The following is a 22,291-nucleotide window of genomic DNA, read 5'->3' on the forward strand; positions in this document are numbered from 1 at the left end:
AGCCGCGCCGCGCCCAGGTGGGGTCGGTTAGGCCCGTGGCCGCTACCTACGCCGCGAGCGATCGATTCGCCGATCCGGCGAGACAGGCTTTTTTGCATGGGAAACCGCCCACACCAATGGCATGGTAGCGGGCATGAATAACCGGCATGCCTGTGGACGAGTGCTCGCGCTCGTCGCCCCAATGCTCTTGCTGATGCCGCTGGTCAGCGCCGATGAAAACGCGCCGGCGGCGGTGGTTGGTGGCGAAAACGCCGCGCTTGGCCGCTGGCCCGCGGTGGCGGGCGTCGTCATCGGCGGCGGCGTACAATGCACCGGCACCTTGGTGGCGCCCAATCTCGTGCTAACCGCGGGGCATTGCCAAGACAGCGATTTGTCGCGTGTGATCATCGGCGCCAACAAGCTGTCGCGCCCCGGCGACGGCGAAACGATCGACGTCAGCGACCAGGTCCTCGAGCCCTCGGGCCTTGATGTCATGCTGTTGGTATTGGCTAGCGACGCAACCACGCCGCCGCACCCCATCGCCGCTGGCTGGAGCGCGGCGGACATTCAGGCAAGCGCGTCGGCCGCGCTGGTTGGCTTTGGCGCGATTGACGCTGGCGGAAACAATTATGTCGATACCCTGCAACAGGCGACCACAACCATCTCAGATCCGACGTGTGCCAATCTAGATCTCGGCTGCGAGGTTACGGGCAAGGAGCTCATTGCCGGCGGTGGTGGCATCGATACGTGCTACGGCGATTCCGGCGGGCCACTATTTTTGGTGACGGCCTACGGCGAATATCTCGCCGGCGTGACGTCGCGCGGCGCGTGGATCGGCCAAACGCCCTGCGGCCAAGGCGGCATCTATGTCCGCGCCGACGTGCTGACCAACTGGATCGCGAGCCTCTCTTCTGAAACCTTGGAACGACCGACCATGCCAACGATCGCCGCCTTCACCGCAGAGTCAGGCGAGGCCACCACGGTGGCTATTGCCGCCAACGACCCCGGCGGCCAGGCCCACAACTACGAGGTAATTACGCCACCGCAATACGGCACGCTGGAGGTCTCTGCCGGCCAGCTGCCGAGGTACACCTCGAACCCCGGCTATCTCGGCGCGGATGCGTTTGTCGTCCGCGTGATCGATGCCAGCAAGCCGACGCGGTTTGTTGACGCCGCAGGCGCCGTGACCGTGGTCGAGGCGCAGAGCGGGAGCGGCTGCGGTTGCCAGAGCGATGCGGGCGCGGGCGGGCCGACGGGCTGGCTGATAGTGGCAGTGGCCGGCCTTGCCTTGCTGCGGCCGCGGCGCGCGCCAACTGTTCGATCTTGCTAGGGGGGCGGCCATGGGCTGCGGTTGCCTGTGGACTTGCCCAGCATTTCGGCTAGACTGGCAAGGCTATGAATACTCAAACAAATGCGGCGTCCCTGACGGCGCCGATCGCTGGTGAAGCTGCCGCTGGTGCGCGCGATGTCGGCGACGAAGGCATTGATGCTGTTGTTCGGTTTACGCCGATTGCGGCGAGCAAGGTCCACGAGATTCGCCAGGCCGAAGGCATCGAGGATACGCTCGCGCTGCGCCTGCGCGTCGTCGGTGGCGGCTGCGCCGGTTTTTCTTACGACCTGTATTTTGATGATGCGACCGAGGTCGACCGCGTGGTCGAAATCTCAGGCGTCAAATGCACCATCGACGAGATGAGCCTGATGTATCTCGCCGGCACCGAGGTCGACTATGTCGAAGGCCTGCAAGGCCAAGGCTTTAAGTTCCAAAACCCCAACGTCAAGTCGACGTGTGGCTGCGGCTCAAGCTTTAGCGTCTGACTTTTCCGGCGCCGCGAGGCCCGCTGCCCCACGCTTGCCGCGTTGGTGCTATCATGCGCCGTGGCTGACATCGCAGAGCTGCTCGCCCAGGAACTCGGATCGGCGCGCGTCATCACGCGCACGGATGAGCGCTTCGAGGACTTTTGCCGCGACGAGTCGCCGCTGCCAGAGTTTTTTCCGCCCGATTGCGCGGTGCTGGTCGAATCGGCTGAGCAGGCGGCGCTGGTGCTGCGGCTATGCCAAGCACACGGCGTGCCGGTCACCCCGCGCGGTGCGGGCAGCGGCATGACGGGCGGCTGCTTGCCGATCGCGGGCGGCGTCGTGCTGTCGACCGAACGCATGGGGCGGGTGCTTGAGATCAACAACGACGACCTGCTCGCCGTGGTTGAGCCCGGCGTCATCACGGGCCAGCTGCAAGACGCGGTCGAGGCGCAGGGCATGTTCTACCCGCCCGACCCAGCGTCGCTCGAGTATTGCTCGATCGGCGGCAACGCCGCGACCAACTCGGGCGGGCCGCGTGCGTTCAAGTACGGCGTGACGCGCGAATACATGCTCGGCATGGAGGTCGCGCTCATGGGCGGCGAACGCCTGCGCATTGGCCGCCGCACCGCCAAGGGCGTCACCGGCTATGACTTAGTGGCGGGCTTTGTCGGCAGCGAGGGGACGTTTGGCGTCATTACCGAGCTGACGGTCAAGCTGATTCCAAAACCGCCGGCGCAGGCTACCGCGCTCGCCGTGTTTGCCGACGTTAGGGCCGCGGGCGCCTGCATTCAGCAATTGTTGCGCGCAGGCATTCGGCCCGCCGTGCTCGAACTCGCCGATCGCGCGTCGATTGACCACGTTCGCGGCAAGGCGCGATATCGCTTCCCAGCGGGCGCCGGCGCAGTTGTGTTGCTTGAGGTCGACGGCTCGCCGCAGACGGTCGAATTTGAGATCGAGCAGATCGGCACGCGCTGCGATGAGCTCGGCGCGCTCGATGTTGCCATTGCCAGCGAGCCGGCCGACCGCCGCGCGCTGTGGGAGGCCCGCCGCCTCATCTCGAGCTCGCTCAAAGAGGCCTATCGCATCAAGATCAACGAAGACATCTGCGTGCCGCGTGGCGCGATCGTCGAGATGCTGGCGCGCATCGAGGCGCTTGGTGCCGAGCACAAGGTCGACATTGCGGTATTTGGCCACGCCGGCGACGGCAACCTGCACGCCAATATTCTATCGAACGGCGATCCGAACGATCCAACGCTGCGCGCCCATCTCGACCTCGTGACGCGGCGGCTGTTCGAAGAAACCATCGCGCTGCGCGGCACGCTGTCGGGCGAGCACGGCATTGGCACCGCTAAGCGCGACTACATGGGCCTTGAGCAACCTGAGCGCGTGCTGGAATGGCAAAGGCAATGGAAGCGCATGTGGGATCCGCGCGAGCTGCTCAACCCAGGCAAGATCTTGCCGGCGCGCCGTTCGGCATGCACGGAGTAAGCACGTGACGCCGCCGGCCTCGTTGCACCGCTTTGCCCCCCATGATGCGCTCGTGTCGCAGCTCGCGGCGCGCACGCGGCGCTGCCTGGTAGAGCCCGAGCTGCGGCCATCGGCGGTTGCGATCCTGCTCGCGGAACAAGCAGGGATCACGCGCCAACTATGGGTGCCGCTGATCGTGCGTCCCGCCGACGCGCCAACCCACTCCGGCCAAATCGCGCTGCCCGGCGGCGGCGTGCACCCAGGGGATGGCTCGCTCGGCGCCACCGCACAACGCGAGGCCTTCGAAGAGCTCGGCGTGCCGACGACAACCATTGACGTGCTCGGCCTGCTCGACGACGTGCCAACCCCGGCGGGCTATTGCATCACGCCGGTGCTGTGTGCCTTTTCGCCGCATCCCTTTGCGCCCGACGCGCGCGAAGTCGCGAGCTATTTTTGGGCCCCGGTGTCGCTGTTTGCCGACCACGCCGCCGCTGAATTCCTCGGCGAACGGGAGTATCGCGGCGTCACCTATCAGATGCGCGCCTATCACTGGCAGGGCCATCGGATCTGGGGCGCAACCGCGCGCATACTCGAACAAGTCGCGCAGCTCGTCACATCGTAGCGGCTCCCCTAGGCGCAAAGTCTTACCGGCAGGTGCGCGCACGTTTCTTCCGCGAGCATAGATTGCAGGGCGGTGGTCGTAGCACCGAGGGCTGTGGATACCACAGCCGTCTCGCGCTACCCCGGAGGGTCGCTATCTGCGAGCAGGAAGACACGTGCGCGCACCTGCCGTTCACCCATCTATCTGCGAGCAGGAAGACACGTGCGCCGACCTGCCGGTTAGCGAGCCGCTGGCGGCGGCGCGGGCAAGAATGAGATAAATTTCCACGTCATGCCAAGCTTGGCGAACACGGCGTCGTGGCAGCGAATCTCGGCACCAGCGACCGCGCAGCCATCGCCAATGGCGCGCTCAAGCGCATCCATGGCCGCCGTGTCGGCCTGCCACACCACCACGGCGGTATCCGCGCTCGGCGTCGAGCGTGCATCCCACGCAAAATCGTCGGCCATGTGGGCTCGCATGCTGGCGGCGTCGCGCGCCAGCGCCGCCGCATACACCTTTCGCACCACGACCTCAGCGTCATCGGGGAGTGCGCCTAACGCCAAGGCCTCGGCCTCGGTCGCGATTGGATCTTCCTTTGGCGCCTCGGCCGTCTGGCGATCCGCCTTGCGCACGGCGTGCTTGCGCAACCTGCGATAGATCTGCATGCGCAGCGCATCGGTGCGTCCCGGCAACCACGAGGGAATGTTGTTGCTCTTCATCTCGCTTGGCACCGCATTGCCGGCCTCCCATTCGGCAGCATGGGGGATGATGGTTATTTCAAACGGCCGCGGCGCAACGATCTTGATGTCGAAGCGGACGAAAAACCGCTTTTGCATGCCGGTCACCTGATTGCCAAACGCGGACGAGGTGGCGGCGGCATTGGAACTGCCGCTGGCGCGCGCGCGTACCTGCGCCGAATTCGGGTCGTCCATGCTCGCGTTGTGGCTGACCTGATGCCACGCGGTCTTGATCACGCCGCGCACGGGGTCATCGTCATACTGCGGATAGAATTTATCGACGACGGCAATGACCTCGGAAAAGACGATCGCAAAATCAGCGTCGTAGGCCGACAGCTTGGCCGCCGCGGTATCGCGTTTTTTAGCGGCGCAGCCTAGGCCCCCCAGCCCGGTGGTCCCCAGGCAAATTGCGACGGTGATAGCCCATCTTCGCGCCGCGGCGCGGTGGCGCGACGTTGGTGGCGGTGTGTACAAACGCTTCATATGGGTACCCGCTCTCGGCGTAGCACGGCCTCACCCCCTAGCACCACAGCTCGTGCCGTCGACATCCGCAATTTGGGCGCCGAGCTGATCGCGCCCCGGCTCGCGGTTAGCGCCTTTGTGTTTGATGCCGAGCAGCGCCTGCTCGTCGTGCGCCGCGGTCGTCCGCCCGGCGAAGGCTTGTGGTCGGTACCCGGTGGCAAGGTGATGCCAGGCGAAACCTTGGCTGCCGCCGTCGCCCGCGAAGTGCGCGAGGAAACCGCCTGCGAGGTGCGGTGCGGCGCCGTGCTTGAGGTCGTCGAGCGCTGCGGCGAGGCAGCCACCGGCCCGTACCACTACGTTATTATTGCACACGCCGCGACGTTGCAGCGCCAGCGCATCCCGCAGGCCGGCAGCGACGCGGCGGCCGCCGCCTTTGTCGCGCTCGCTGACCTCTCGCATCGCCCGTGCACGGAGGGCCTGCGCGAGCTGGCCGCGCGCGCTTTGTCGCGACCAAACCTTGGGTAAGCCGCCAATCCACGGTACGACGCGCCCGTGCTGCCGCTCGCAACCCCTCCGGCGCCACCCCGGCATCCAGCGCTGGTCGCGGCTGCCGACTGGTCGGACTGGCGTTGGCAGCTGCGCAACATGATGCAACGAGCTGATGAGCTCGCCTCGTTTATCGACGTTACCAGCGCCGAGCGCGACGCGCTGGCGGCTTCGGCGCACCTATTTAAGGTCGGCGTCACGCCATATTACGCCAGCCTGATGGACCGCACCAATCCCAGCTGCCCGATCCGCATGCAGGCGCTGCCGCGCATGGCCGAGTTGGAAATCCGCGACGAGGAGCTACGCGATCCGCTCGGGGAGGACGCGCACATGCCGGCACCCTCGGTGGTGCACAAGTATCCCGATCGCGCGCTGCTGCTGGTGGTCGATCGCTGCGGCATCTATTGCCGCCACTGCAATCGGCGCCGCCTAGTAGCAGGCGAGACGCCGCCGACCGCAAGCGACATTGATGCCGGCATTGCATACATCGCCAAGACGCGCCGTATCCGCGACGTGCTGATCTCGGGTGGCGATCCCTTCTTGTTGCCAACCGCGAAGCTCGAATCGATCTTGCAAAAGCTCGCGGCAATACCTCACCTGGATTTCATTCGCATTGGTACGCGCATGCCCGTGGTCTGCCCCATGCGCATCGACGACGAGCTCTGCGCCATGCTGCGCAAGTATCATCCCGTCTACGTCAACACCCACTTCAACCACGCCAAGGAGCTGACGCCGCTGGCCAAGGCCGCCTGCGAGCGGCTGGTTGACGCGGGTATACCGGTTGGCAATCAGGCCGTCGTGTTGCGGGGCATCAACTCCTCCGTGCGCAGCCTGCGCGCGCTGATGCGCGGGCTCTTGCGCATGCGCGTGCGCCCTTATTATCTATTTCACGGCGACACCGTCATCGGCACCGATCATTTGCGCACCACGGTGGCGACGTCGCAGGCGCTCTATCGCGGCCTGCGCGGCTTCATGACCGGCATGGGCGTGCCACACCTGGTGCTGGATGCGCCCGGCGGCGGCGGCAAGGTGCCGATTATTCCCAACTACATCGTCGAGCAGGGCGATTCGACGGTCGTGGTCGAAAACTATCGTGGCGAGCGCATCGCATTCCCAGAGCCGTTGCAGCGCGATGCCCAGGTGCCGTACGACGAAATCTTTTTTTCCGGAATGGACGCCGATGACGACCGCGAAGGCGCCAGCGAACGCGACGACGCCTGAGGCAGCTGCGGCCGGCGAGGCCAATGCGACCGCGGCGATCGCGCTCGGCGAGCACTTTGCCTCGATCGCGCCGAGCTTGGGCTTTGCGCGCCTTGGCGCCGTGTCAATTGCGCGGCCCACGACGTTTGCGCACTACGAGGCGTGGCTTGCGCGCGCCCACCACGGCGAGATGCACTACCTGGCTGAGCCGTTGCAGCGCGAGTCGCGCGCCGATGCGACGAGGCTGATGCCGTCCGCGCAAACGGCGATCGTCGCGGCGCTGCCCTACGATCGCCACGTCGTGCCGGCGCAGGCGCTCACCGCGCGTATCGCGCGCTACGCTACGGGGCACGACTATCATTGGGTGTTTAAGGAACGCCTGACGGCGCTGCTGGCAGCGGTCAATGCGGCAGCCGGCACCGCCATCGCGGGCCGCGCCTGTGTCGACTCGGCACCCGTGCTCGAGCGCGACGCCGCCGCCGCCGCAGGGCTTGGCTTTGTCGGCAAGAACACCATGCTCATCGCACCGGGCACCGGCTCGAACCTCTTGCTCGGGGTGCTGCTCATCGACGCGGCGGCAATCATCGCGCAGCCCGCGCTCGGCCCGCGCTGCGGCGCGTGCACCGCCTGCCTCGATGCCTGCCCGACGGGCGCCTTCACCGGGCCCTACCAGCTCGATGCGCGCCGCTGCATTTCGTATCTCACCATCGAGCTGCGCGCCGACGTGCCGCGCGAGTTGCGCCCGCTGATGGGACAGTGGGTGTTTGGTTGCGATCTGTGCCAGGATGCATGCCCGTTTAACCAGGCGAGGCGCCGCGCGGCGCCGCCCGATGCCATGCTGGTGCGCCACGCCGACGCCCCGAACGAGACGTCCGATTTACGGACACTCGCGACCATCTCGACCAGCGCGTACAAGCGCCTCGTGCACGGAACGTCGATGGCACGCGTCTCGCGCAACCAGTTTTTGCGCAACGTGGCGCTTGCGCTGGGCAACACGGGCGACGCCCGCGCGGTGCCCGCCGTGGCGACGTTGTGCCTGCACGCTCACGCCCTGGTGCGCACGCACGCATATTGGGCGATGGCGCGACTTGCGGCACAAGCGGCATGTGAGCCGGCGCTGGCGCTGCGCGCGCTTGTGGCCGCACAACAAATGATCGCGACCCCGCAGGAGCAACAGGCGTGGGACCTCGAGGCGCGCGCGATCCGTGCTATGATGTAGTGGTCCATGCGCCCTGCCCGCGTCGCGTCTTTTGTGTCTACCTTGATGCCCACCCTGGGGCCTGCCGTCGCCTTGGTGCTAGGGCTTGGCTGCACCAAAAAGCCGCCGTCACATGCGGGCTACGCGGTAGGCACCAGCCCGGCTGGTCCGACCCGGCCGTGGGCGAAACCAAGCGCCCTTAAAATCGACGCGCGCGGCCGCTTGGCGGGCGAGCTTCGGCTTAGCTACCCCAAACGCGCGCGTGCCAAATGGCTGGCCATCGACGTGCCCGCGAGCGGATCGCTAACGCTGGCGGTTGAGACGTTTGCGACCAGCGGCGGCGAGGTCGTGGTTGGCGTTGAGCTCTACGACCCCTCGCTGATGCGACTGCTCGCGGAACAGGAAGTCGCCATGGCCGCCGATGAGGCAACGCGGAGGCCGGCGCGCGATGCCGACGAGGCAGACGAAGATGGGTTCGTCACCGATGCCGACGAGGAGCCAAGCGACGCCGTCGCCACGGCCGTGGACCCAGCGGGACCGCGCAGCTACACGTTTGAGCATTTGGCGCCAGGCAAACACTTGCTCCACCTATTTGTTAGCCGCCGGCTCGACGAAGCCACCGTTGAAGTAATCGGAAAATTTGCCTCAGGACCAGGCCCGTCGGCGTCGGGGAGTGATGCGCTCATGGTGGCTGAGGTTGCGCTGCTACCACCCCTGCCGCTGGTGCCGGTGACCGACGACAGCCCCGCCAGCAAATCCACCCGCGAACCTCATATCCGAAAACCGGACACAAAGGCCCCGCGCCGGGACAAACCTGAGAAGCCCGACAAAGCCGAGAAACCCGACGCTGCCAGCAGCGACCAAGATGCCCCCGGCGTGCCTACCTCGGCGCGTATTATCAACGTCAGCGTCGTCGCCGGCGGCACCGAAATCACCATCAATCGCGGGGTCGATCACGGCCTAGCTCCGGGCGTCGCCGGCCATGTTGCAGGGGTCAAGCAGGGCGCCTTTTCCCTCGCAAGCTGCGCGCCACGCACGTGCAAGGCGATCGTTAAGGCCTCTGCCAGCGACCTATCGGGCGTCAGCAAAGTTACCCTCAAGCCGTAAGGCCGACGCCCACCGGGCACTTTGCGGCCCGCGGGTGCTGCGACCGCTTACCCGGGCGCGGTAACATGAGCCACATGTCGGCGTTCATTCGAGGTTTCGTATTCGCCTGTGTCGCCACAGGCCTCGCCGCGTGCGCGCATAACGTGGCGCAAGATGGCAATACCGGGCCCGACGGCAAGGTCAAGGGCGCGCAGGCACTCGAGCTCGAGAACGGCGAGGGGCGCAGCAAGGGCATCGTCACCTATCCCGGTGGCGACCGCGTCGATTGGAAAAAAATTGTGTTGCCCGAAGGCAAGGCCGGCGTGCTTGAGCTCAAGCTGCGGTGGAAATCGCCGCGCCCGGGCCTCGACCTCGCGTTTGAGGTCTATGACCAGTGGTTCCACCCCGTCGGTGGCGCCAAGCCCAAGCCTGGCAGCGGCCGCACCAGCAAAAAGTTTGCCATCGAAAATGCGCAGGGAACGTATTACGTGCAGATCTATGCCGCCAAGCGCGGCGATGCCGGCGAGTACGTCCTGACTGCCGAATATGACGATCGAAACACTGCGCTGGCGCTCGGGCCCATCCCAGAACCGCCGCGCTTGCCGGCGCTGCCGTTGCCGCCCAAGCCCTGCGATGCGTCGTCGTTCGACATGAAAAACCCGGCGTGCGCCTTCGTTTGTCCGATGCCAGCTGACCCAAAATGGCCAGGCTGTCAGGGCGTCTGCCCCTCCCCGCCCGATGCCTCGCTGCCGGCGTGCCAAGCGTCGATGCCTTGTCCTAACCCGCCAGATCGCCGCGTCCGCTCCTGCACCAAAGATCTGTGGCCGGCCTGCACGCCGGGCGCCAAAGACCCCGGCAACCCAAATTGCGATGGCTTTCGCATCGTCATGAAGGCGCGCATCATTAATGTGCAAGCCACCTCCGGCGGCACGTTGATCACCGTGAATCGCGGCAGCGACAAGGGCATCGCCACCGGCTGGCGTGGCACCTTGCTGCGCGCCGACGGCAAGCCGGTCGACAAAGGCGAATTCGTCGTCATCCGCGTCACCAAACGCGATGCCGTCGCCAAGGTTAAGGTCAGCGTCGACACCGTCAATCGCTACAAAGAAGTTGAGATCAGCGAACCGCAATGACCGCTGCAACCCCGTCTGATCCACGCCTCGGCTCGGTCATCGACGGCCGCTACACCCTCGTGCGCCGGCTTGGCGCTGGTGGCACCGGGGTGGTGTACGAGGCCGAGCAGCGCGCGATGGGGCGCAGGGTCGCGGTAAAAATGCTAAACGCCGTCGCGGCCGATGACCCGGAGTGGGTGCAGCGCTTTCGCGACGAAGCGATGACGTCGGCGCGCCTGGTGCATCCCAACACCATTCGCGTCTATGACGTCGGCCAAACCAGCGACGGCGCGTTGTTCATGGTGATGGAACTGCTCGAAGGCCACAGCGTGCGCCACATGCTGCGCGAGGGCGCCTTCGCCGCGCCGCGCGTCTTAAAGATCTTGCTGCAAGCGTGTGCGTCGTTAGCGGAGGCACATGGGCTGGGCATTATTCATCGCGACATCAAGGCGGACAACGTGTTCTTGCTGCAGATGGGCGGCGCGGCCGACTACGTCAAGGTCCTCGACTTTTCGGTTGCCAAGTTGCTCCACGAGGGCGGCGTCAAGACACGCGCGGGGCTGGTGCTGGGGACCCCGCAATACATGTCCCCGGAGCAGTGTCGCGGCCTGCCGCTTGATCCGCGCAGCGACCTTTATTCGCTCGGCATCTTGGCCTATGAGATGGCGACCGGCCGCCTGCCATTTACCGCCGCCGATCCGCGCGACGTCTTAACGATGCAGCTTCGCCAACCAGTGCCGCCCTTGGACGCCTCGGTCGCCACGCCCTTGGCCGACATTATTTATTGCGCCTTACAAAAGGAGCCCTCGCAACGTTTTGGCCACGCCGGCGCGATGATGCGCGCGTGCGAAGAAGCGCTGGACCGTCAGGGCGAGCTGAGTGCGCCGCCGCCGAGGGCGAGCGCACCGCGCCTGGGTCCGGCGCAGCCAACGATGGTAGCCACCGCGGTTGAAGGTGGCGCCGCGCGCGCGGACGCGCCAGGTCAAGCGCCCATGCCGGTCGCCCTGCCGCCCGGCGCGAAGACGCTCGTGGCCTCGCTCGCCGCGCCGGCCGCCGCCGCCGCCGCCGCCGCCGATCATGCCCGCGGCCCCCGAGGACGCACCGCCGTGCTCTCAGCGCCCATGCCTATGTCGCCCGCGTCCCCACGATCACCAGCCGAGTCCCGCGGAGCAGGCCGCAAAAAAGACGGGGTCTTGTTGGTGCTGCTCGGCATCTCGATCGGCGTCATCGCGTTTGTTGCGGTGAAACTCTTCTTGGCTCTATGACGACGACCGACGATCAAGACCTGCGGGCACATGAGGTGGTCGCGCGCGTGGGCGCAAAACGTCGTGCGGCGGCGGCAGGTGCAGGCGAGGCGATGCCAGCGGTCGCCGCGACGCCACGCGCAGGCTTCCAACCAGCCGACATTGTGCCGGCCTTGCTCGCGCGCTTGCTCGGGCAGCCTCTCGCCGCCGATCGCATGAGCTATCTGCGGCCAATGTCGCCGCCGGCGTTTACGCCGGTCGGCTGCCGCTTCGCTGAGGTCGACGAAGCCAGCGAGCGGACGTGGGAGGTCGCTGAAGAGATCCGGGCGGCGCTTGGAACGGCGGTGCCGCAGGCGCTGCTGCGCGACCTGCATCGGCCGGTTCGTCAGGTCGAAATCGCGTTTGAGGTTGATGAGGCCTTGCGCGAGGCGCTGCGGCCCGTGGAGTTCACCGCGGCGTCGATGATGGCGACCAACTGGCGAGCCGCGCCGTGCCCTTCGCCGTGGCAACTGCCTGACGACATCGCGGCCATCCGGCAATGGTTTGCCGGTGCCAATTGGGCTACGCTTGGCAAGGATCGCCGATGACGACCGATTTCCGTTTTCGCGAGGTGCTGGCGCGTCACCGCCTGGAATGCGTTGCGCTGACCGATGTGGGCGTCGCGCGCGATCATAACGAGGACGCCTTTTGGGTCGATGAAGATTTTGGCGCGTTCGTGGTGTGCGATGGCATGGGCGGCCACGCGGCGGGTGACGTCGCCTCGCATATCGCCACCAAGGTGATCGCCAGCACGATCGTGCGTACGCCCAGCAGCGGCAAGACCGAGCCCCTGCGCCGCGCCATGGAGCGCGCCAATGAGGCCGTGTTTACGCGCAGCCAAATCGATCCCGCCTGCAAGGGCATGGGCACCACCGGCGTCGGCCTGCGGCTCGAAGACGACGTCTTTCACATCTGCCACTGCGGCGACTCGCGCGCGTATCTGTTCCGCCAGCAGCAGCTCACGCAGCTAACGCGCGACCATTCGCTGCACAATCTCTACCAAGAGCGTCCCGATTTACGCGGCACGATGGGCGAGGCGCAATCAAATATGATCGTCCGCGCGCTCGGGCTGTCGCTGACCTGCGACGTCGAACATCGCAGCATGCCGGTCGACGTAGGCGATATCTATCTCTTGTGCAGCGATGGCCTAACGGATTTAGTAGGCGACGATCACATCGCCAACGTGATGCGCCGCAATCGCCACTTAGGCGACATGGGTGGCCGGCTCGTCGACATGGCCAATGACGCCGGCGGCCGCGACAATATTACCGTCGTCCTTATCGCGGTGCGCTAGCCGGTACGCTGCCCTACCGGCAGGTGGTCGCACGTGTCTTCCTGCTCGCAGATAGCGACCCTCCGGGGCGCAGCGAGACGGCTGTGGTATCCACATCCCCCGGTGCCACGAACACCGCCCTGCAATCTATGCTCGCGGAAGAAACGTGCGCCCACCTGCCGGTTAGCGCGCACGACCAAGCAGCGCGTCAACTACGGCCGGCCATTGCCGCTGCGCCGCGGCGATCCTCGCGCGCCCCATCGCCAGGCGCACGCGCACGTCGGCTTGCGCGTCGGCAGCGAGCATGGCCGCGACTTGATCATAGGCCTCGGCCGCCGGCCTGACGCGGCCCGCGGCGAGCAGGGCCTCCGCGAGCAGCAGCCACAGCCACATCGCATCGCGCTGCCCTGGCGCGCGCGCGAGGGCTTGTTGCGCCACCGCGACCGCTTCATTTAGCGCACCGGCACGCGCGTGCGCGACGACGAGCCATTGGCTCACCGGGGCGTAGGCTGGCACCAGCTGGCCAGCCGACGTCAACGCCTCAACCGCCGTCGCATGGTCACCGCTGCGCAGCGCGGCCAGGCCTCGATCAAGGTATCGCTTGGCGGCAATAGCCACTAATCGAGCTCCAATAGGCTAAATCTGTCGCCCGCGCCGGCCTCGCTCGACGGCGAGTCCTTGGTGTCGGCTTTTTCGCTGGCCGAGGGCGCGGGCGAGGCGGCGATCGGACCTGGTGTTGGCGTGGCGGTCGGCGCCGCGGCGGCGGCCCTCGGCGCGGCGATCGCGACCGGCACGACCGGCACCGGCACCGCGGGCGCCGCCAAATTTGGCGTCGGCGCGGCCAAGGGCACCCACTGCCCCCCGACGCGGACCTGCACGTTCACGCCCTCGACGCGCAACGCCGCCAGTTCGGGCTGCGCGCACGACATTTGCAATTCGGTAACCAGTTGCGCAAACGGCAAGGTCGCCAAATCCGCGAGGCTACGTCCGCCGGCCGGCCCGTCGAAGCGCGGCGCGCGCTCGACGACGTAGGCTTCTAAGACGGCGGTCAAAATCTCCGCCAACTCGTCGCGTCCTAGGGATGAGAGGGCCTGCGCCAGCGACGCTTGCAACTCCAAGAGAGAATGTGGCTTGGTCATGGGATTTTCACAGGTCAGATGATCGTAGCGTGGTCGAGCTCGAGGCCGTGCAGCTGGCAGCCGACAAACCGCGCGCCCTGCAAATTTGCGCCACATAAATTCGCCCCCGAGAGGTCACACCCCAGCAAGGTGGCGCCGGCGAAGTTGGCGGCATAGAGATTGGCTCCCGCGAGAGATACATGGCTGAGAAAGGCGCCGGCAAAATCGACGCGCGTCAGCGATTCGATGCCGGCTTGATAGCCAAGAAACGTGGTCTGGATGAGGCGGGCGCCGCGAAACGTCGCCGAGGCGAGCTCGCTGCGCGTAAAGCGACATCGCCGTAAGGTGGCGCCATCAAAGCTCGCTTTGCTCAGGCGCGACTCGTCAAACTCGCAGTCCACCAGCAGGGCCTGCGCGAGCGCAAGCTCCGTGGCGTCGCACAGGCGCCACTGGCAACGCACGGCGTAAACATCTGCCAACCGCGCCTGCCGCAAATCAACTTGATGCCATGTGCTCTGCAAGAACTCGCAGGCATCGGTGTCGATCCCATCCAGCGCGCAGCGTTCAAAGCTCACCTCGGTGAGGCAGGCGCCGTGCCAGGTGCCGCGCGACATCGCCACGCTGCGCACCTGTCGTCCCTGCAGGGCGCGGCCAGCTAAGAGGCGCTCAAACTGCGGCCGCGATTCGATGATGCCATCGTCGGCCATTACCCCTCGCCCAACCCGCGGCGATCATGCTCGCTCGCCAACCACGCCTGCACCATGTCGCGCACGCGCCTTCGCACTTGCTCGCGCAATTGGCTCGGCGGCGATGGCGCCTTGTCGTCGACAAATTGCGCCTCATAGCGATGCGCCTCTACCTCTAGCGTTTGCTGATCGGCGGGCGCAGAGACCGGGCCGCGGGCGAACAAGCCCTTCGCGCCTTGCGCAACGTGCGCCACTTCATGCGCGAGCACGCGCTGCGCAAATACCGAACCGCCGGCGCTGGCCGCCTGCTGGCCGAGCAGCACCATGCCTGTATCGCCCACGGTAAGCGCGTCGGCGCCCCGCTCCTTGGCAACATGCTGCGCAAACTCACCGCGAAACACGCGCACGTGTGCCAGGTCGACGCCAAGGTCGCTTTCGAAGCGCTGGCGCAGATGCCATGGCAACGCTTCGCCGCCGCCCGCACGCGACGCCACCATGCGGCCAAGACGTTCGGGTGCCCACCGCCGAGCGATATCCTCGGTCAGCTCCTCCACCTCGTCGTCGAGCGCGCGATCGGCCATGCCTCTTCACTATACGAGGTTTTGCCTGGGAAGTGGGCGCGAATTGCCGCCCCAACTGCCTCTCAGCGGCCGCCTACTCGTCTTCGCCGGCGACGATCGCGGCCTCTTGCGTGGCCCCGGCGCCTGCGCCGTAGTACTCGCTCGTCATTTCGCGCGACGTCACGCCGCCTCCCAACGCCGCCTCGAGAAACTTGGTCTCCGCAAGGCACCCTTTGCCGGCCATGCCCTTGACGACGAACGCCACCTCGCCCGTCGGCGAGATCGTGATTTCCAAGTCCTGTTTGCGCATTATTCGCTAACCCACTTTCTCACGACGAGGCGGATCGAACCGTCCTCCTCGTTCACCTCTTCCTCGAGCTGGTAGCCTTGCGCATCGCACGCCATCTTGACGTTGTGATACTGGTAGCGCTGGCTGACCGTGTCGCGGAATTCTTTCTCGGAGATGCCGCGGGTGGTTTCGACGCCCCACCAATCCGCCGTCAACTCATAGGTGCCATTGCCGTTGTCGAGGACGCCAACATCGTACTGGCCAAGGTTAATCGACATCGCGGCCTTGAGCGTATCGCCGCGATAGCCGCGCACGACGACCTGCTGCCCAGCCTCCGCCTCGGCAAAGACATGACCCAGATCAGCCAGCGCAAGCTTGAGCGCCTCGCGGTTGGTAATCTTTAATTCGCATTTGGTGAAATGACTCATTAAAGCTCGAGCTTGCGCTCGCCTCCTTCAGACGGTGTCGGCTCGCCGCCGGAAGGCTTGCCACCGTATTGCGACATCCAGCCTTTGCCGCCGGAGGCGCCGACCTTGGTCGACGCCGGGCGCGCGCGGGTGCGCGACCATTCGCGCATGCCGTCGATTTGCTCGCGCATAGTCACGGCCAACGGCACGAGCTCGCGCAGCGATTTTTCCATCCGCGCGGTGGTTAAGTCTTCGCCGGTATCGAAGGCATCGTACAAGGCTGAGATCACCGCCTGCTCAAGCTCGGCGCCCGAGAAGTCGGTGGCGAGGTCGACAAGCTTTTCCAGATCGAACTGGCTTGGGTCGCGATTCTTTTTGCGCAGATGAATGTCGATGATTTGGCGGCGATCATCGCGTCCCGGCAAGTCGCAGAAAAAGATCTCGTCGAAGCGCCCTTTGCGCAGCAACTCGGGCGGCAACTGCGCCACGTTGTTGGCCGTCGCGATCACGAACACGGGCGACGTCTTTTCCTGCAGCCACGTAATAAACGAGCCGAACACGCGCGAGGTAGTGCCGCCATCGGATTGCCCCGACGAGCCGGTGCCCGAAAAGCCCTTCTCCAGCTCATCAATCCAAAGGACCGCCGGCGCGATGGCCTCGGCCGTCTTGATCACGTTGCGAATATTTTCTTCTGATGAGCCAACCAGGCCCGCGAACACCTTGCCGACATCAAGGCGGAGGAGCGGCATCTGCCACAGCGCCCCCACGGCCTTGGCCGTAAGCGACTTGCCGGTGCCGGGCACGCCAATGAGCAAGATGCCCTTGGGCAACGGCAGGCCAAAATCGCGCGCGCGCGACGAAAAGGCGTGGCGACGCTTCACCAGCCACTCCTTGAGGTTATCCATCCCGCCAATATCGGAGAACTCTTCGCGGTGCTCGTAGTACTCGAGCAGGCCGCTCTTGCGAATAATTTGCTTCTTCTCGTCGAGAATCGTTTCAAGGTCGAACGTATGGGTGCGCACCATCGACTTGGCAAAGACGTTTTCGGCCTCGACCAAGGTCAGCCCCAGCGCGGATTCGACGACGCGCTCCATGTAGCTCGCGTCGGCCTCGACGAGCTGCCGCGTGGCAACCGGCGTGTTGGGGAGGAGGCTGCGCGCGCAGGCCTCAATCTCTCCGCGGGTTGGCAGCTCCCAATCGACGATCGCCGATACCGATTTTTCGAGCTCAGGCGGCAACTTGCACACCGGCGAGAGCAGGATCACGCTTTTTTTGGTTTTGCGCAGCTCGGTTGCCAGATCGCGCAGCTTGCGCACGACCGCGGGTTCTTTGAAAAACGGGTGGAAGTCGCGCAGGATAAATAGCGCGCGGCCCTCGGCGCGCGCCACGTGGTCGAGCGCCTTGAGCGGATCCTTGATATCGCGCGCGCCGCTGCCATTTGCCACCACGCGCATGCCCTCGGTGAGCGACCAAATCTCGCAGCGCATTTCGCGTTCGACGCACAAGGTGCGCAAGCTTTCCTCGACCCGCATTTCTTCGTGCGAAGTGACGTAGACCAGCGAATAACGCGCGCGGATGAGATCTTCCAGCTCTGCCTTAGAGCTGCGCTTGACGAGCGGATTCACGGGGCCTCCTCGACGCTCTGCCGCAGATCGCGCAGCGCACCCTTCACCGTCTCGACGGTTTCGATCATCGCCGTCGCCGACTCCGATGCAACCGCCGCGTCGCCGCCGTCGCCGAGCTCCATCGCCACCACGCGCGCTTGGTTGCGCAGCTCGCTAAGGGCATCGTTGACGGCCTCGATTGCCTCCATGACGCGCGCCACCATGGCCATGTTGGCTGGGGTGCCAAAGACGCCGGTCGGCGACGCGTCCTCGCCAAAGGCGTCGCCAAGCTTGGCCTCAGCCGCGTCAGCGCGCGCGAGCGCGTCGCGCACTTTTTGCCGCAGCGCCTCGATTTCGTCGCTCGCGGCCCCCGCGGTGGCTGCCCGCGCCATGAGCATTTCTTGCTCGAGTACTTGCGCCTGGCCATTGGCGGCGATGAGCTGTTGCTCGAGCTGCTGCCTTACCTCCTGCCACGCGAGCTGCTCGCGGCGCGCCTCGTTGACCTGCGTCGTCGCGGCGTCGAGTTCGCGCATCAAGGCGCCGTGCGCCTGTTCCATGGTGCTATGTGACATGCGCAGGCCGCGCAGCTCTTCGCTCAGCCGGGCGACGATTTCGCCATAGCCGCTGTCATCGTTGCCGCTGCTCGCGTTCTTGCGCGACAGCTCGGCGGCCAACTGCGAGAGCTTGGCATTTTCTTGGGTAAGGCGCTCGATCTGCTCGGCCGAAGCATTTACGTGTTCCGCGGCCGCCGCGAGCTCGGCGCGTTGCTTGGAGAACGCTGCGAGCTGCTTGTCCTTATCGGCGCGCTGCTCTTGCAGCGTGCTTTCGAGGGTAACGAGCGCGATGCGCCGCTCTTCGAGCATGCGCTCTTGCTCGCCGATCACCGCGCGCAGGCGCTCGATCTCGCGGACTTGTTCGTTGACTTCGTTGTAGCCCTCATCCTTGGCACGCCTCGCCTCGCCCAGCTGCGCCCGCATGCCATCGATTTCGCTGCGCGCGGCGGCGAGGTCTTCTAAGGCCCGCTTGGCCGCGCGCTCATGCGCGTCGAGCGTTTCCTTGATCATTTGCTCGCTCTTGCCCGCGGCCGCGGCCGCGGCCTTGGCCTGGTCAGCGTCGCTGCGCAGCTCTTCGGCGACGTGCTGCTCCGCGCGCAAGCGCTCGTCGCGATCCGCCAGTTGGAGCCGCAGGTCGTCGGCGCGCTCGCGCAACGTCGCGATCTCGGCGCGGAGGCGCTTGGCGTCGGCGACCTCGCGATCATACTTGTCTTGTAAGGCCTCGCGCGTCGAGGATGGTTTGCCTAAAATATCTCCAAGGGCGGGCGATGGTGGCGCGGCCGTGGCTTCAAGATCCACCGGCGCCGAGCGTTCATAGCCATCCTCGACCACAATGGAAGGGATGCGCCCCGAAAGCCGTGGCGGCGGGCCCCCAAAGGGAAGCGAGGCTTCACGCATGGGTGGCGGCACCGACTCGCCGCCCACCTGCTGCGCCGTGGCGCGTTTGGGCCGACCGGGGGGCACCGACGGCGCGGCAATCGCAGCCAATGCCGCGACGGGTGGCGCGGGCGGCGCAGGCGGCGGCGGTGGCACGCCTCCAGGGACGGGCGACGCGGAAACCCTCGGCTGCCGCGCGCCCGCGACGGGGGCCTCGGGTTCGTCGAGAAAGCGCAAGGCGAGTGAACCGCATTGGATGATGTCGCGGTGGTGCAGCGCTTGCTTGGCAACCTTTACCTGGTTCACCGTCGTGCCGTTGGCGCTGCCCTTGTCGTCGATGAACCAACCCGTGGCCTCGAACTTGATCACCGCATGGAGCCGAGACACCATGCCATCATCGGTGCGAATCGAGCAGTCAAGGCCGCGACCTATCGTGACCACCTGATCGGGCGTAACCTCTAGAACCCCTTCTCTGCCGCGGCTATCACGGAATACGACGCGCGTGCTCATTCGTGGATTAATGGTAGCGAACAATGGAGGGCGCACCCAAGCCGCAAGCCGCCAATTCGCTGCGCCGCTTTTGACCGCTTACCTACATGTATGTAGGCGGGGTACGGCGACTAGTTGATCGACTTGAATTTGAGGCGCGTGCGGCCAACCGTGATCACGTCATTGTCGACCAATTCGTGGCGCGCCACGCGCTGATCATTGACGAAGGTTCCGTTGGTCGAGCTGTCGTCTTGCAAGATGAAGCCCGTCGGTGAGCAATGGATCTTGCAATGCTCGGTGCTCATGTAGGTGTCGCCCAAGCCGATGTGACTGTCCGGCCCGGTGCCAAGCTTGGTCAGCCCCGACTCCAAACGAAACGACTGATATTGATGCGCTCCATTAAGCGGCACCAGCCAGCCGACGATGGGATAGCCAGACTCATCGCCGCCTGCGCCAATCATAACCGTCTTCATGGCGCCGCCGCTGTCGGCCACCGGTGCGGCGACCGCAATCGGCGCCGGCGCGCGTCCACGCCGCAGCAAGGCGAGCAGCAGCAAGAACACCACTAACGCGCCGCCACCAATGCCCGCCCACAACCACCAGCGAAAGGGGCGCTTTTTGTCAAACGACCAAGCCGGCAAGGTCAGCCCGCCTGCCTCGAGCTCTTCTTGATCGAGCCGCAGCATGAACTCGTGCTCCAGCCCGTCGAACACGAGGCCGCGCTTGGTCTTGGCGTCGTAGGCGGAGAAGGTGACATAGAATCGCGCGCCGATGTCGTCGGCCGCATTGCGCACCGCGGTCGCCAGGCCATCCATGGCCGCGACGCGTTTGACGTTGGGGGTGAGCACGCGCAGCAGCGCCGGATCGCCCTCGAGGCCCTCATTGGCAAAGTGCACGGCGATCAGCTCAATGCGTGAGCCTTCGGCTTTTTTGCGCAACTCGGCGAGCTGGGCGCGGGCCGTCTCGGGGTTGGTATCGGCGCCATCGCCAATCACCAAGAGCACGCGGCGACTGGCGCTCGCATTCATCAAGACCGAGACCGCCTCTTGCACGCCGGCGACAAAATCGCGGCTCGTCTTGCCCTGGTAGTCGCGTTGGCTACCGAGCTTGTCGGCGGTCAGCCCCGCGATGTCGCCCAAGGGGAGCTTTAGCTCCGCACCCTGGCCATAAACCACGATGCCCCCGACCGAGCCTTTGGGCGCGATGCCGCCGAGGGCTTCAAAGGCCTGGGGCAGCTTGGCCAAGACGCCGGCGTACTTATCTTCCTCGGTCTCGGCGTAGCTTTCGTTCCCCATCCGGATCTCCTGGCCCTGGATGAGGACAATGAGCGCAAGGGTCTCGCTGCCTTCGACATATTTTTTTACAACTTGGGCCGGCAGCGTGACCGGCTTGGCAAGGTCCGTCTGAACCAACGCTACCTTCTCGGAGACCACGCCTGGGAGCAGCCCGATCACCGTCGCGGTAATGACCGGCGTGGTATCCGCCTTGGCGTCGAGCATTTCGTCGGGCATCTGCAGCTTTAGCCGCACCTGCGGCGCGGCCACGGTGTTGCGCGCCGCGAGCAGCAGCCCAAGGCCAAGACAAATTGATAAAAAGCGCGCCGCGTTCATAACGTCTTGAACTTTACCAAGGAGGAACCAAACTTGACAAAATCGTTATCAATCAACTCTTGGCGGTCAACGCGCTTATCATTGACATAGGTGCCATTGGTCGATCCGAGGTCAGCGACGATCCACGCCCCGCCCTCGACCTTTATCTCGGCGTGCTGCGCCGACATGAACTTGTCATGCAAAACGACGTCGCACTCAGGATCCGTACCGACCAAGGTTTTAGGAGACAGCGCGAACAGCTCGCCGCGTTGCGGCCCCTGCAGCGGGACCACCCATCCGAGCAATTGGGTCGTGCCGCCACCGCCGGCAACGTCGACCGCAAACGCCTGGGTCTTGCTCGGCGCCGCGCATGCGCTGCACACCGAGGTCTGCGGCGGATACCCCTTGCCGCAGGTCGGGCAGACCGCCTTCTTCCAAAACCACGCCCCCTTGACGATCATGACGCCCTGCGACGTCTGTCCTTTGCCTGCCATGCCTGCTGCCCTCCCTCGCGCGCTCTGCACCTTGCCATGAACCGCGCCCGCTTGCTGCTTGGCCTCGGCGAGCTCCTGCTTGCCCGCCTTGCCGAGGGTGCGCACGTATTTGGCCTCGGCAACCATGTTGCCCTTGGTGGTCTTGACCCCGACAATCCGGTTTCGCAACTCGCGAAACGGCGCCAATATTGGTTCGAGATACTTCAGGATCATGAAGAGGTCCGCGACTAGTCTACATGGAGTTAGGGCGGCGCGCTAATCGCGGCCTATTTGGGCTGATAGGCCCAGATCTGAAACATGTTGACGTCGCGGCCCGCCGTCAGGGATAGCTGCCGCACCAGCAAGGTCGACTCGGTCACTACCTCGGCCGGGATCAGCACCGGCCAGTTGCGCCAGCGATTCACGCGATCGGTCCCGGTGCAGCTGCTGACCGCGACCGACTTGCCGTTCACCTGAAAGTCGAGCTCGTAGTCGCCGTAGACATAGTCCATGCGACGCAAAATGACGACGGGACGCCCCGGCTGGAGATTGAGCAGCTTGTATTCTGCCCAACCACCGACGTGGGCGCGCCCCGTGTCCTCGACGACCGTGCCATCGGGATACTTAAGCCGCTGCCGCGAGCGATAGCTATCTTTGGCTTCCTTGATCGCAAATTGGTGACGCGCTTCGGAATCCTTGGCTAAAATATCAAGTTGATCGACCATGACCCAATTGACGCCGCCGACGTCAAGCGTTTCCTTGAGCGTGGGCAGCGACTTGATGGACTCCCAATCGTCGAGCGAGAGGGCCTTGGGCTTGTCCTCCGCACGCGGCGCCTGGGCCACCGGCTTTTCTCCCAAGGCCGCCCATGCCGCATCAGATGCACGCGCCTGATAGGCGAGCAT

At 65.4% G+C, this 22,291-nt stretch carries 24 protein-coding genes; 12 read left to right on the plus strand and 12 right to left on the minus strand.

Features of this window, described 5'->3' with window-relative positions; genetic code table 11:
- The first annotated feature begins 133 nt into the window (after nucleotides 1-133).
- The 4 genes from IPL79_07775 (at nucleotide 134) to IPL79_07790 (ending at nucleotide 3,865) form a co-directional block, all read left to right on the plus strand.
- Nucleotides 134-1,309: a trypsin-like serine protease gene (locus tag IPL79_07775; GenBank protein MBK9070881.1), complete on the plus strand. Its 1,176-nt coding sequence runs from the start codon at nucleotides 134-136 to the stop codon at nucleotides 1,307-1,309.
- Nucleotides 1,310-1,374: 65 nt separating this feature from the next.
- On the plus strand, nucleotides 1,375-1,794 hold the full coding sequence (gene erpA / locus IPL79_07780; GenBank protein ID MBK9070882.1) for an iron-sulfur cluster insertion protein ErpA: 420 nt from the start codon (nucleotides 1,375-1,377) through the stop codon (nucleotides 1,792-1,794).
- A gap of 60 nt (nucleotides 1,795-1,854) precedes the next feature.
- A complete protein-coding gene (locus tag IPL79_07785; protein ID MBK9070883.1) occupies nucleotides 1,855-3,264 on the plus strand; it encodes an FAD-binding protein in 1,410 nt (469 codons plus the stop codon).
- Nucleotides 3,265-3,316: 52 nt separating this feature from the next.
- Nucleotides 3,317-3,865, plus strand: a complete 549-nt coding sequence (locus tag IPL79_07790; protein ID MBK9070884.1) for a CoA pyrophosphatase — start codon at nucleotides 3,317-3,319, stop codon at nucleotides 3,863-3,865.
- A 218-nt stretch (nucleotides 3,866-4,083) separates the two neighbouring features.
- Here IPL79_07790 and IPL79_07795 read toward each other — a convergent pair whose 3' ends face one another.
- On the minus strand, nucleotides 4,084-5,064 hold the full coding sequence (locus IPL79_07795; GenBank protein MBK9070885.1) for a hypothetical protein: 981 nt from the start codon (nucleotides 5,062-5,064) through the stop codon (nucleotides 4,084-4,086).
- Between IPL79_07795 and IPL79_07800 the strand changes: the two genes are divergently transcribed.
- From IPL79_07800 to IPL79_07835, 8 genes are all read left to right on the plus strand, one after another.
- Nucleotides 5,065-5,568, plus strand: coding sequence for an NUDIX domain-containing protein (locus tag IPL79_07800; protein ID MBK9070886.1), 504 nt, complete (start codon nucleotides 5,065-5,067; stop codon nucleotides 5,566-5,568).
- A gap of 27 nt (nucleotides 5,569-5,595) precedes the next feature.
- Nucleotides 5,596-6,810: a KamA family radical SAM protein gene (locus tag IPL79_07805; protein MBK9070887.1), complete on the plus strand. Its 1,215-nt coding sequence runs from the start codon at nucleotides 5,596-5,598 to the stop codon at nucleotides 6,808-6,810.
- Entirely contained in the window at nucleotides 6,770-8,008 is a 1,239-nt protein-coding gene (queG, locus tag IPL79_07810) for a tRNA epoxyqueuosine(34) reductase QueG (protein ID MBK9070888.1), read from the plus strand. Before IPL79_07805 ends, queG begins: the two co-directional genes overlap by 41 nt.
- A gap of 6 nt (nucleotides 8,009-8,014) precedes the next feature.
- A complete protein-coding gene (locus tag IPL79_07815; GenBank protein ID MBK9070889.1) occupies nucleotides 8,015-9,094 on the plus strand; it encodes a hypothetical protein in 1,080 nt (359 codons plus the stop codon).
- A gap of 74 nt (nucleotides 9,095-9,168) precedes the next feature.
- Nucleotides 9,169-10,206 carry a hypothetical protein gene (locus IPL79_07820; GenBank protein ID MBK9070890.1) on the plus strand — a complete coding sequence of 346 codons (1,038 nt, stop codon included), beginning with the start codon at nucleotides 9,169-9,171 and terminating at the stop codon, nucleotides 10,204-10,206.
- Nucleotides 10,203-11,450 (plus strand): protein kinase, encoded by a 1,248-nt coding sequence (locus IPL79_07825; protein MBK9070891.1) that lies wholly within the window; start codon nucleotides 10,203-10,205, stop codon nucleotides 11,448-11,450. Before IPL79_07820 ends, IPL79_07825 begins: the two co-directional genes overlap by 4 nt.
- A complete protein-coding gene (locus IPL79_07830; GenBank protein ID MBK9070892.1) occupies nucleotides 11,447-12,016 on the plus strand; it encodes a hypothetical protein in 570 nt (189 codons plus the stop codon). Before IPL79_07825 ends, IPL79_07830 begins: the two co-directional genes overlap by 4 nt.
- A complete protein-coding gene (locus tag IPL79_07835) occupies nucleotides 12,013-12,762 on the plus strand; it encodes a serine/threonine-protein phosphatase (GenBank protein MBK9070893.1) in 750 nt (249 codons plus the stop codon). Before IPL79_07830 ends, IPL79_07835 begins: the two co-directional genes overlap by 4 nt.
- Nucleotides 12,763-12,924: 162 nt before the next feature.
- On the opposite strand, the gene IPL79_07840 is transcribed toward IPL79_07835, so the two are convergent.
- From IPL79_07840 to IPL79_07890, 11 genes are all read right to left on the minus strand, one after another.
- The gene (locus IPL79_07840) at nucleotides 12,925-13,359 is read right to left on the minus strand and encodes a tetratricopeptide repeat protein (protein ID MBK9070894.1); all 435 of its coding nucleotides are present in this window, start codon (nucleotides 13,357-13,359) and stop codon (nucleotides 12,925-12,927) included.
- On the minus strand, nucleotides 13,359-13,880 hold the full coding sequence (locus IPL79_07845; GenBank protein ID MBK9070895.1) for a hypothetical protein: 522 nt from the start codon (nucleotides 13,878-13,880) through the stop codon (nucleotides 13,359-13,361). Before IPL79_07845 ends, IPL79_07840 begins: the two co-directional genes overlap by 1 nt.
- Nucleotides 13,881-13,894: 14 nt before the next feature.
- Complete coding sequence (locus tag IPL79_07850; GenBank protein ID MBK9070896.1) at nucleotides 13,895-14,566, minus strand: pentapeptide repeat-containing protein; 672 nt, start codon at nucleotides 14,564-14,566, stop codon at nucleotides 13,895-13,897.
- A complete protein-coding gene (locus tag IPL79_07855) occupies nucleotides 14,566-15,126 on the minus strand; it encodes a DUF4157 domain-containing protein (protein ID MBK9070897.1) in 561 nt (186 codons plus the stop codon). The genes IPL79_07850 and IPL79_07855 overlap by 1 nt, the downstream gene beginning before the upstream one ends.
- Before the next feature lie 73 nt (nucleotides 15,127-15,199).
- Nucleotides 15,200-15,415, minus strand: a complete 216-nt coding sequence (locus IPL79_07860) for a DUF2997 domain-containing protein (protein ID MBK9070898.1) — start codon at nucleotides 15,413-15,415, stop codon at nucleotides 15,200-15,202.
- The gene (locus IPL79_07865; protein ID MBK9070899.1) at nucleotides 15,415-15,822 is read right to left on the minus strand and encodes a DUF1257 domain-containing protein; all 408 of its coding nucleotides are present in this window, start codon (nucleotides 15,820-15,822) and stop codon (nucleotides 15,415-15,417) included. The genes IPL79_07860 and IPL79_07865 overlap by 1 nt, the downstream gene beginning before the upstream one ends.
- A complete protein-coding gene (locus tag IPL79_07870) occupies nucleotides 15,822-17,333 on the minus strand; it encodes an AAA family ATPase (GenBank protein MBK9070900.1) in 1,512 nt (503 codons plus the stop codon). The genes IPL79_07865 and IPL79_07870 overlap by 1 nt, the downstream gene beginning before the upstream one ends.
- 89 nt (nucleotides 17,334-17,422) lie before the next feature.
- Nucleotides 17,423-19,345, minus strand: coding sequence for an FHA domain-containing protein (locus IPL79_07875; GenBank protein MBK9070901.1), 1,923 nt, complete (start codon nucleotides 19,343-19,345; stop codon nucleotides 17,423-17,425).
- A gap of 110 nt (nucleotides 19,346-19,455) precedes the next feature.
- Complete coding sequence (locus tag IPL79_07880) at nucleotides 19,456-20,934, minus strand: FHA domain-containing protein (protein MBK9070902.1); 1,479 nt, start codon at nucleotides 20,932-20,934, stop codon at nucleotides 19,456-19,458.
- Nucleotides 20,931-21,620, minus strand: coding sequence for an FHA domain-containing protein (locus tag IPL79_07885; GenBank protein ID MBK9070903.1), 690 nt, complete (start codon nucleotides 21,618-21,620; stop codon nucleotides 20,931-20,933). Before IPL79_07885 ends, IPL79_07880 begins: the two co-directional genes overlap by 4 nt.
- Before the next feature lie 53 nt (nucleotides 21,621-21,673).
- Nucleotides 21,674-22,291: a hypothetical protein gene (locus IPL79_07890; GenBank protein ID MBK9070904.1), complete on the minus strand. Its 618-nt coding sequence runs from the start codon at nucleotides 22,289-22,291 to the stop codon at nucleotides 21,674-21,676.

This window comes from Myxococcales bacterium, from assembly GCA_016716835.1.
Classification (GTDB): Bacteria; Myxococcota_A; Polyangia; order Haliangiales; family Haliangiaceae; genus JADJUW01.

Excerpts from the sequence above, each read along its gene's own strand:
- IPL79_07795 (MBK9070885.1), bottom strand. The coding sequence starts at position 5,064 with ATGAAGCGTTTGTACACACCGCCACCAACGTCGCGCCACCGCGCCGCG.
- IPL79_07860 (MBK9070898.1), bottom strand. The coding sequence starts at position 15,415 with ATGCGCAAACAGGACTTGGAAATCACGATCTCGCCGACGGGCGAGGTG.
- erpA (MBK9070882.1), top strand. The coding sequence starts at position 1,375 with ATGAATACTCAAACAAATGCGGCGTCCCTGACGGCGCCGATCGCTGGT.
- IPL79_07800 (MBK9070886.1), top strand. The coding sequence starts at position 5,065 with ATGGGTACCCGCTCTCGGCGTAGCACGGCCTCACCCCCTAGCACCACA.
- IPL79_07885 (MBK9070903.1), bottom strand. The coding sequence starts at position 21,620 with ATGATCCTGAAGTATCTCGAACCAATATTGGCGCCGTTTCGCGAGTTG.
- IPL79_07825 (MBK9070891.1), top strand. The coding sequence starts at position 10,203 with ATGACCGCTGCAACCCCGTCTGATCCACGCCTCGGCTCGGTCATCGAC.
- IPL79_07875 (MBK9070901.1), bottom strand. The coding sequence starts at position 19,345 with ATGAGCACGCGCGTCGTATTCCGTGATAGCCGCGGCAGAGAAGGGGTT.
- IPL79_07845 (MBK9070895.1), bottom strand. The coding sequence starts at position 13,880 with ATGACCAAGCCACATTCTCTCTTGGAGTTGCAAGCGTCGCTGGCGCAG.
- IPL79_07820 (MBK9070890.1), top strand. The coding sequence starts at position 9,169 with ATGTCGGCGTTCATTCGAGGTTTCGTATTCGCCTGTGTCGCCACAGGC.
- IPL79_07890 (MBK9070904.1), bottom strand. The coding sequence starts at position 22,291 with ATGCTCGCCTATCAGGCGCGTGCATCTGATGCGGCATGGGCGGCCTTG.
- IPL79_07835 (MBK9070893.1), top strand. The coding sequence starts at position 12,013 with ATGACGACCGATTTCCGTTTTCGCGAGGTGCTGGCGCGTCACCGCCTG.
- IPL79_07870 (MBK9070900.1), bottom strand. The coding sequence starts at position 17,333 with ATGCGGGTCGAGGAAAGCTTGCGCACCTTGTGCGTCGAACGCGAAATG.
- IPL79_07815 (MBK9070889.1), top strand. The coding sequence starts at position 8,015 with ATGCGCCCTGCCCGCGTCGCGTCTTTTGTGTCTACCTTGATGCCCACC.
- IPL79_07830 (MBK9070892.1), top strand. The coding sequence starts at position 11,447 with ATGACGACGACCGACGATCAAGACCTGCGGGCACATGAGGTGGTCGCG.
- IPL79_07775 (MBK9070881.1), top strand. The coding sequence starts at position 134 with ATGAATAACCGGCATGCCTGTGGACGAGTGCTCGCGCTCGTCGCCCCA.
- IPL79_07850 (MBK9070896.1), bottom strand. The coding sequence starts at position 14,566 with ATGGCCGACGATGGCATCATCGAATCGCGGCCGCAGTTTGAGCGCCTC.
- IPL79_07855 (MBK9070897.1), bottom strand. The coding sequence starts at position 15,126 with ATGGCCGATCGCGCGCTCGACGACGAGGTGGAGGAGCTGACCGAGGAT.
- IPL79_07865 (MBK9070899.1), bottom strand. The coding sequence starts at position 15,822 with ATGAGTCATTTCACCAAATGCGAATTAAAGATTACCAACCGCGAGGCG.
- queG (MBK9070888.1), top strand. The coding sequence starts at position 6,770 with ATGACGACCGCGAAGGCGCCAGCGAACGCGACGACGCCTGAGGCAGCT.
- IPL79_07880 (MBK9070902.1), bottom strand. The coding sequence starts at position 20,934 with ATGAACGCGGCGCGCTTTTTATCAATTTGTCTTGGCCTTGGGCTGCTG.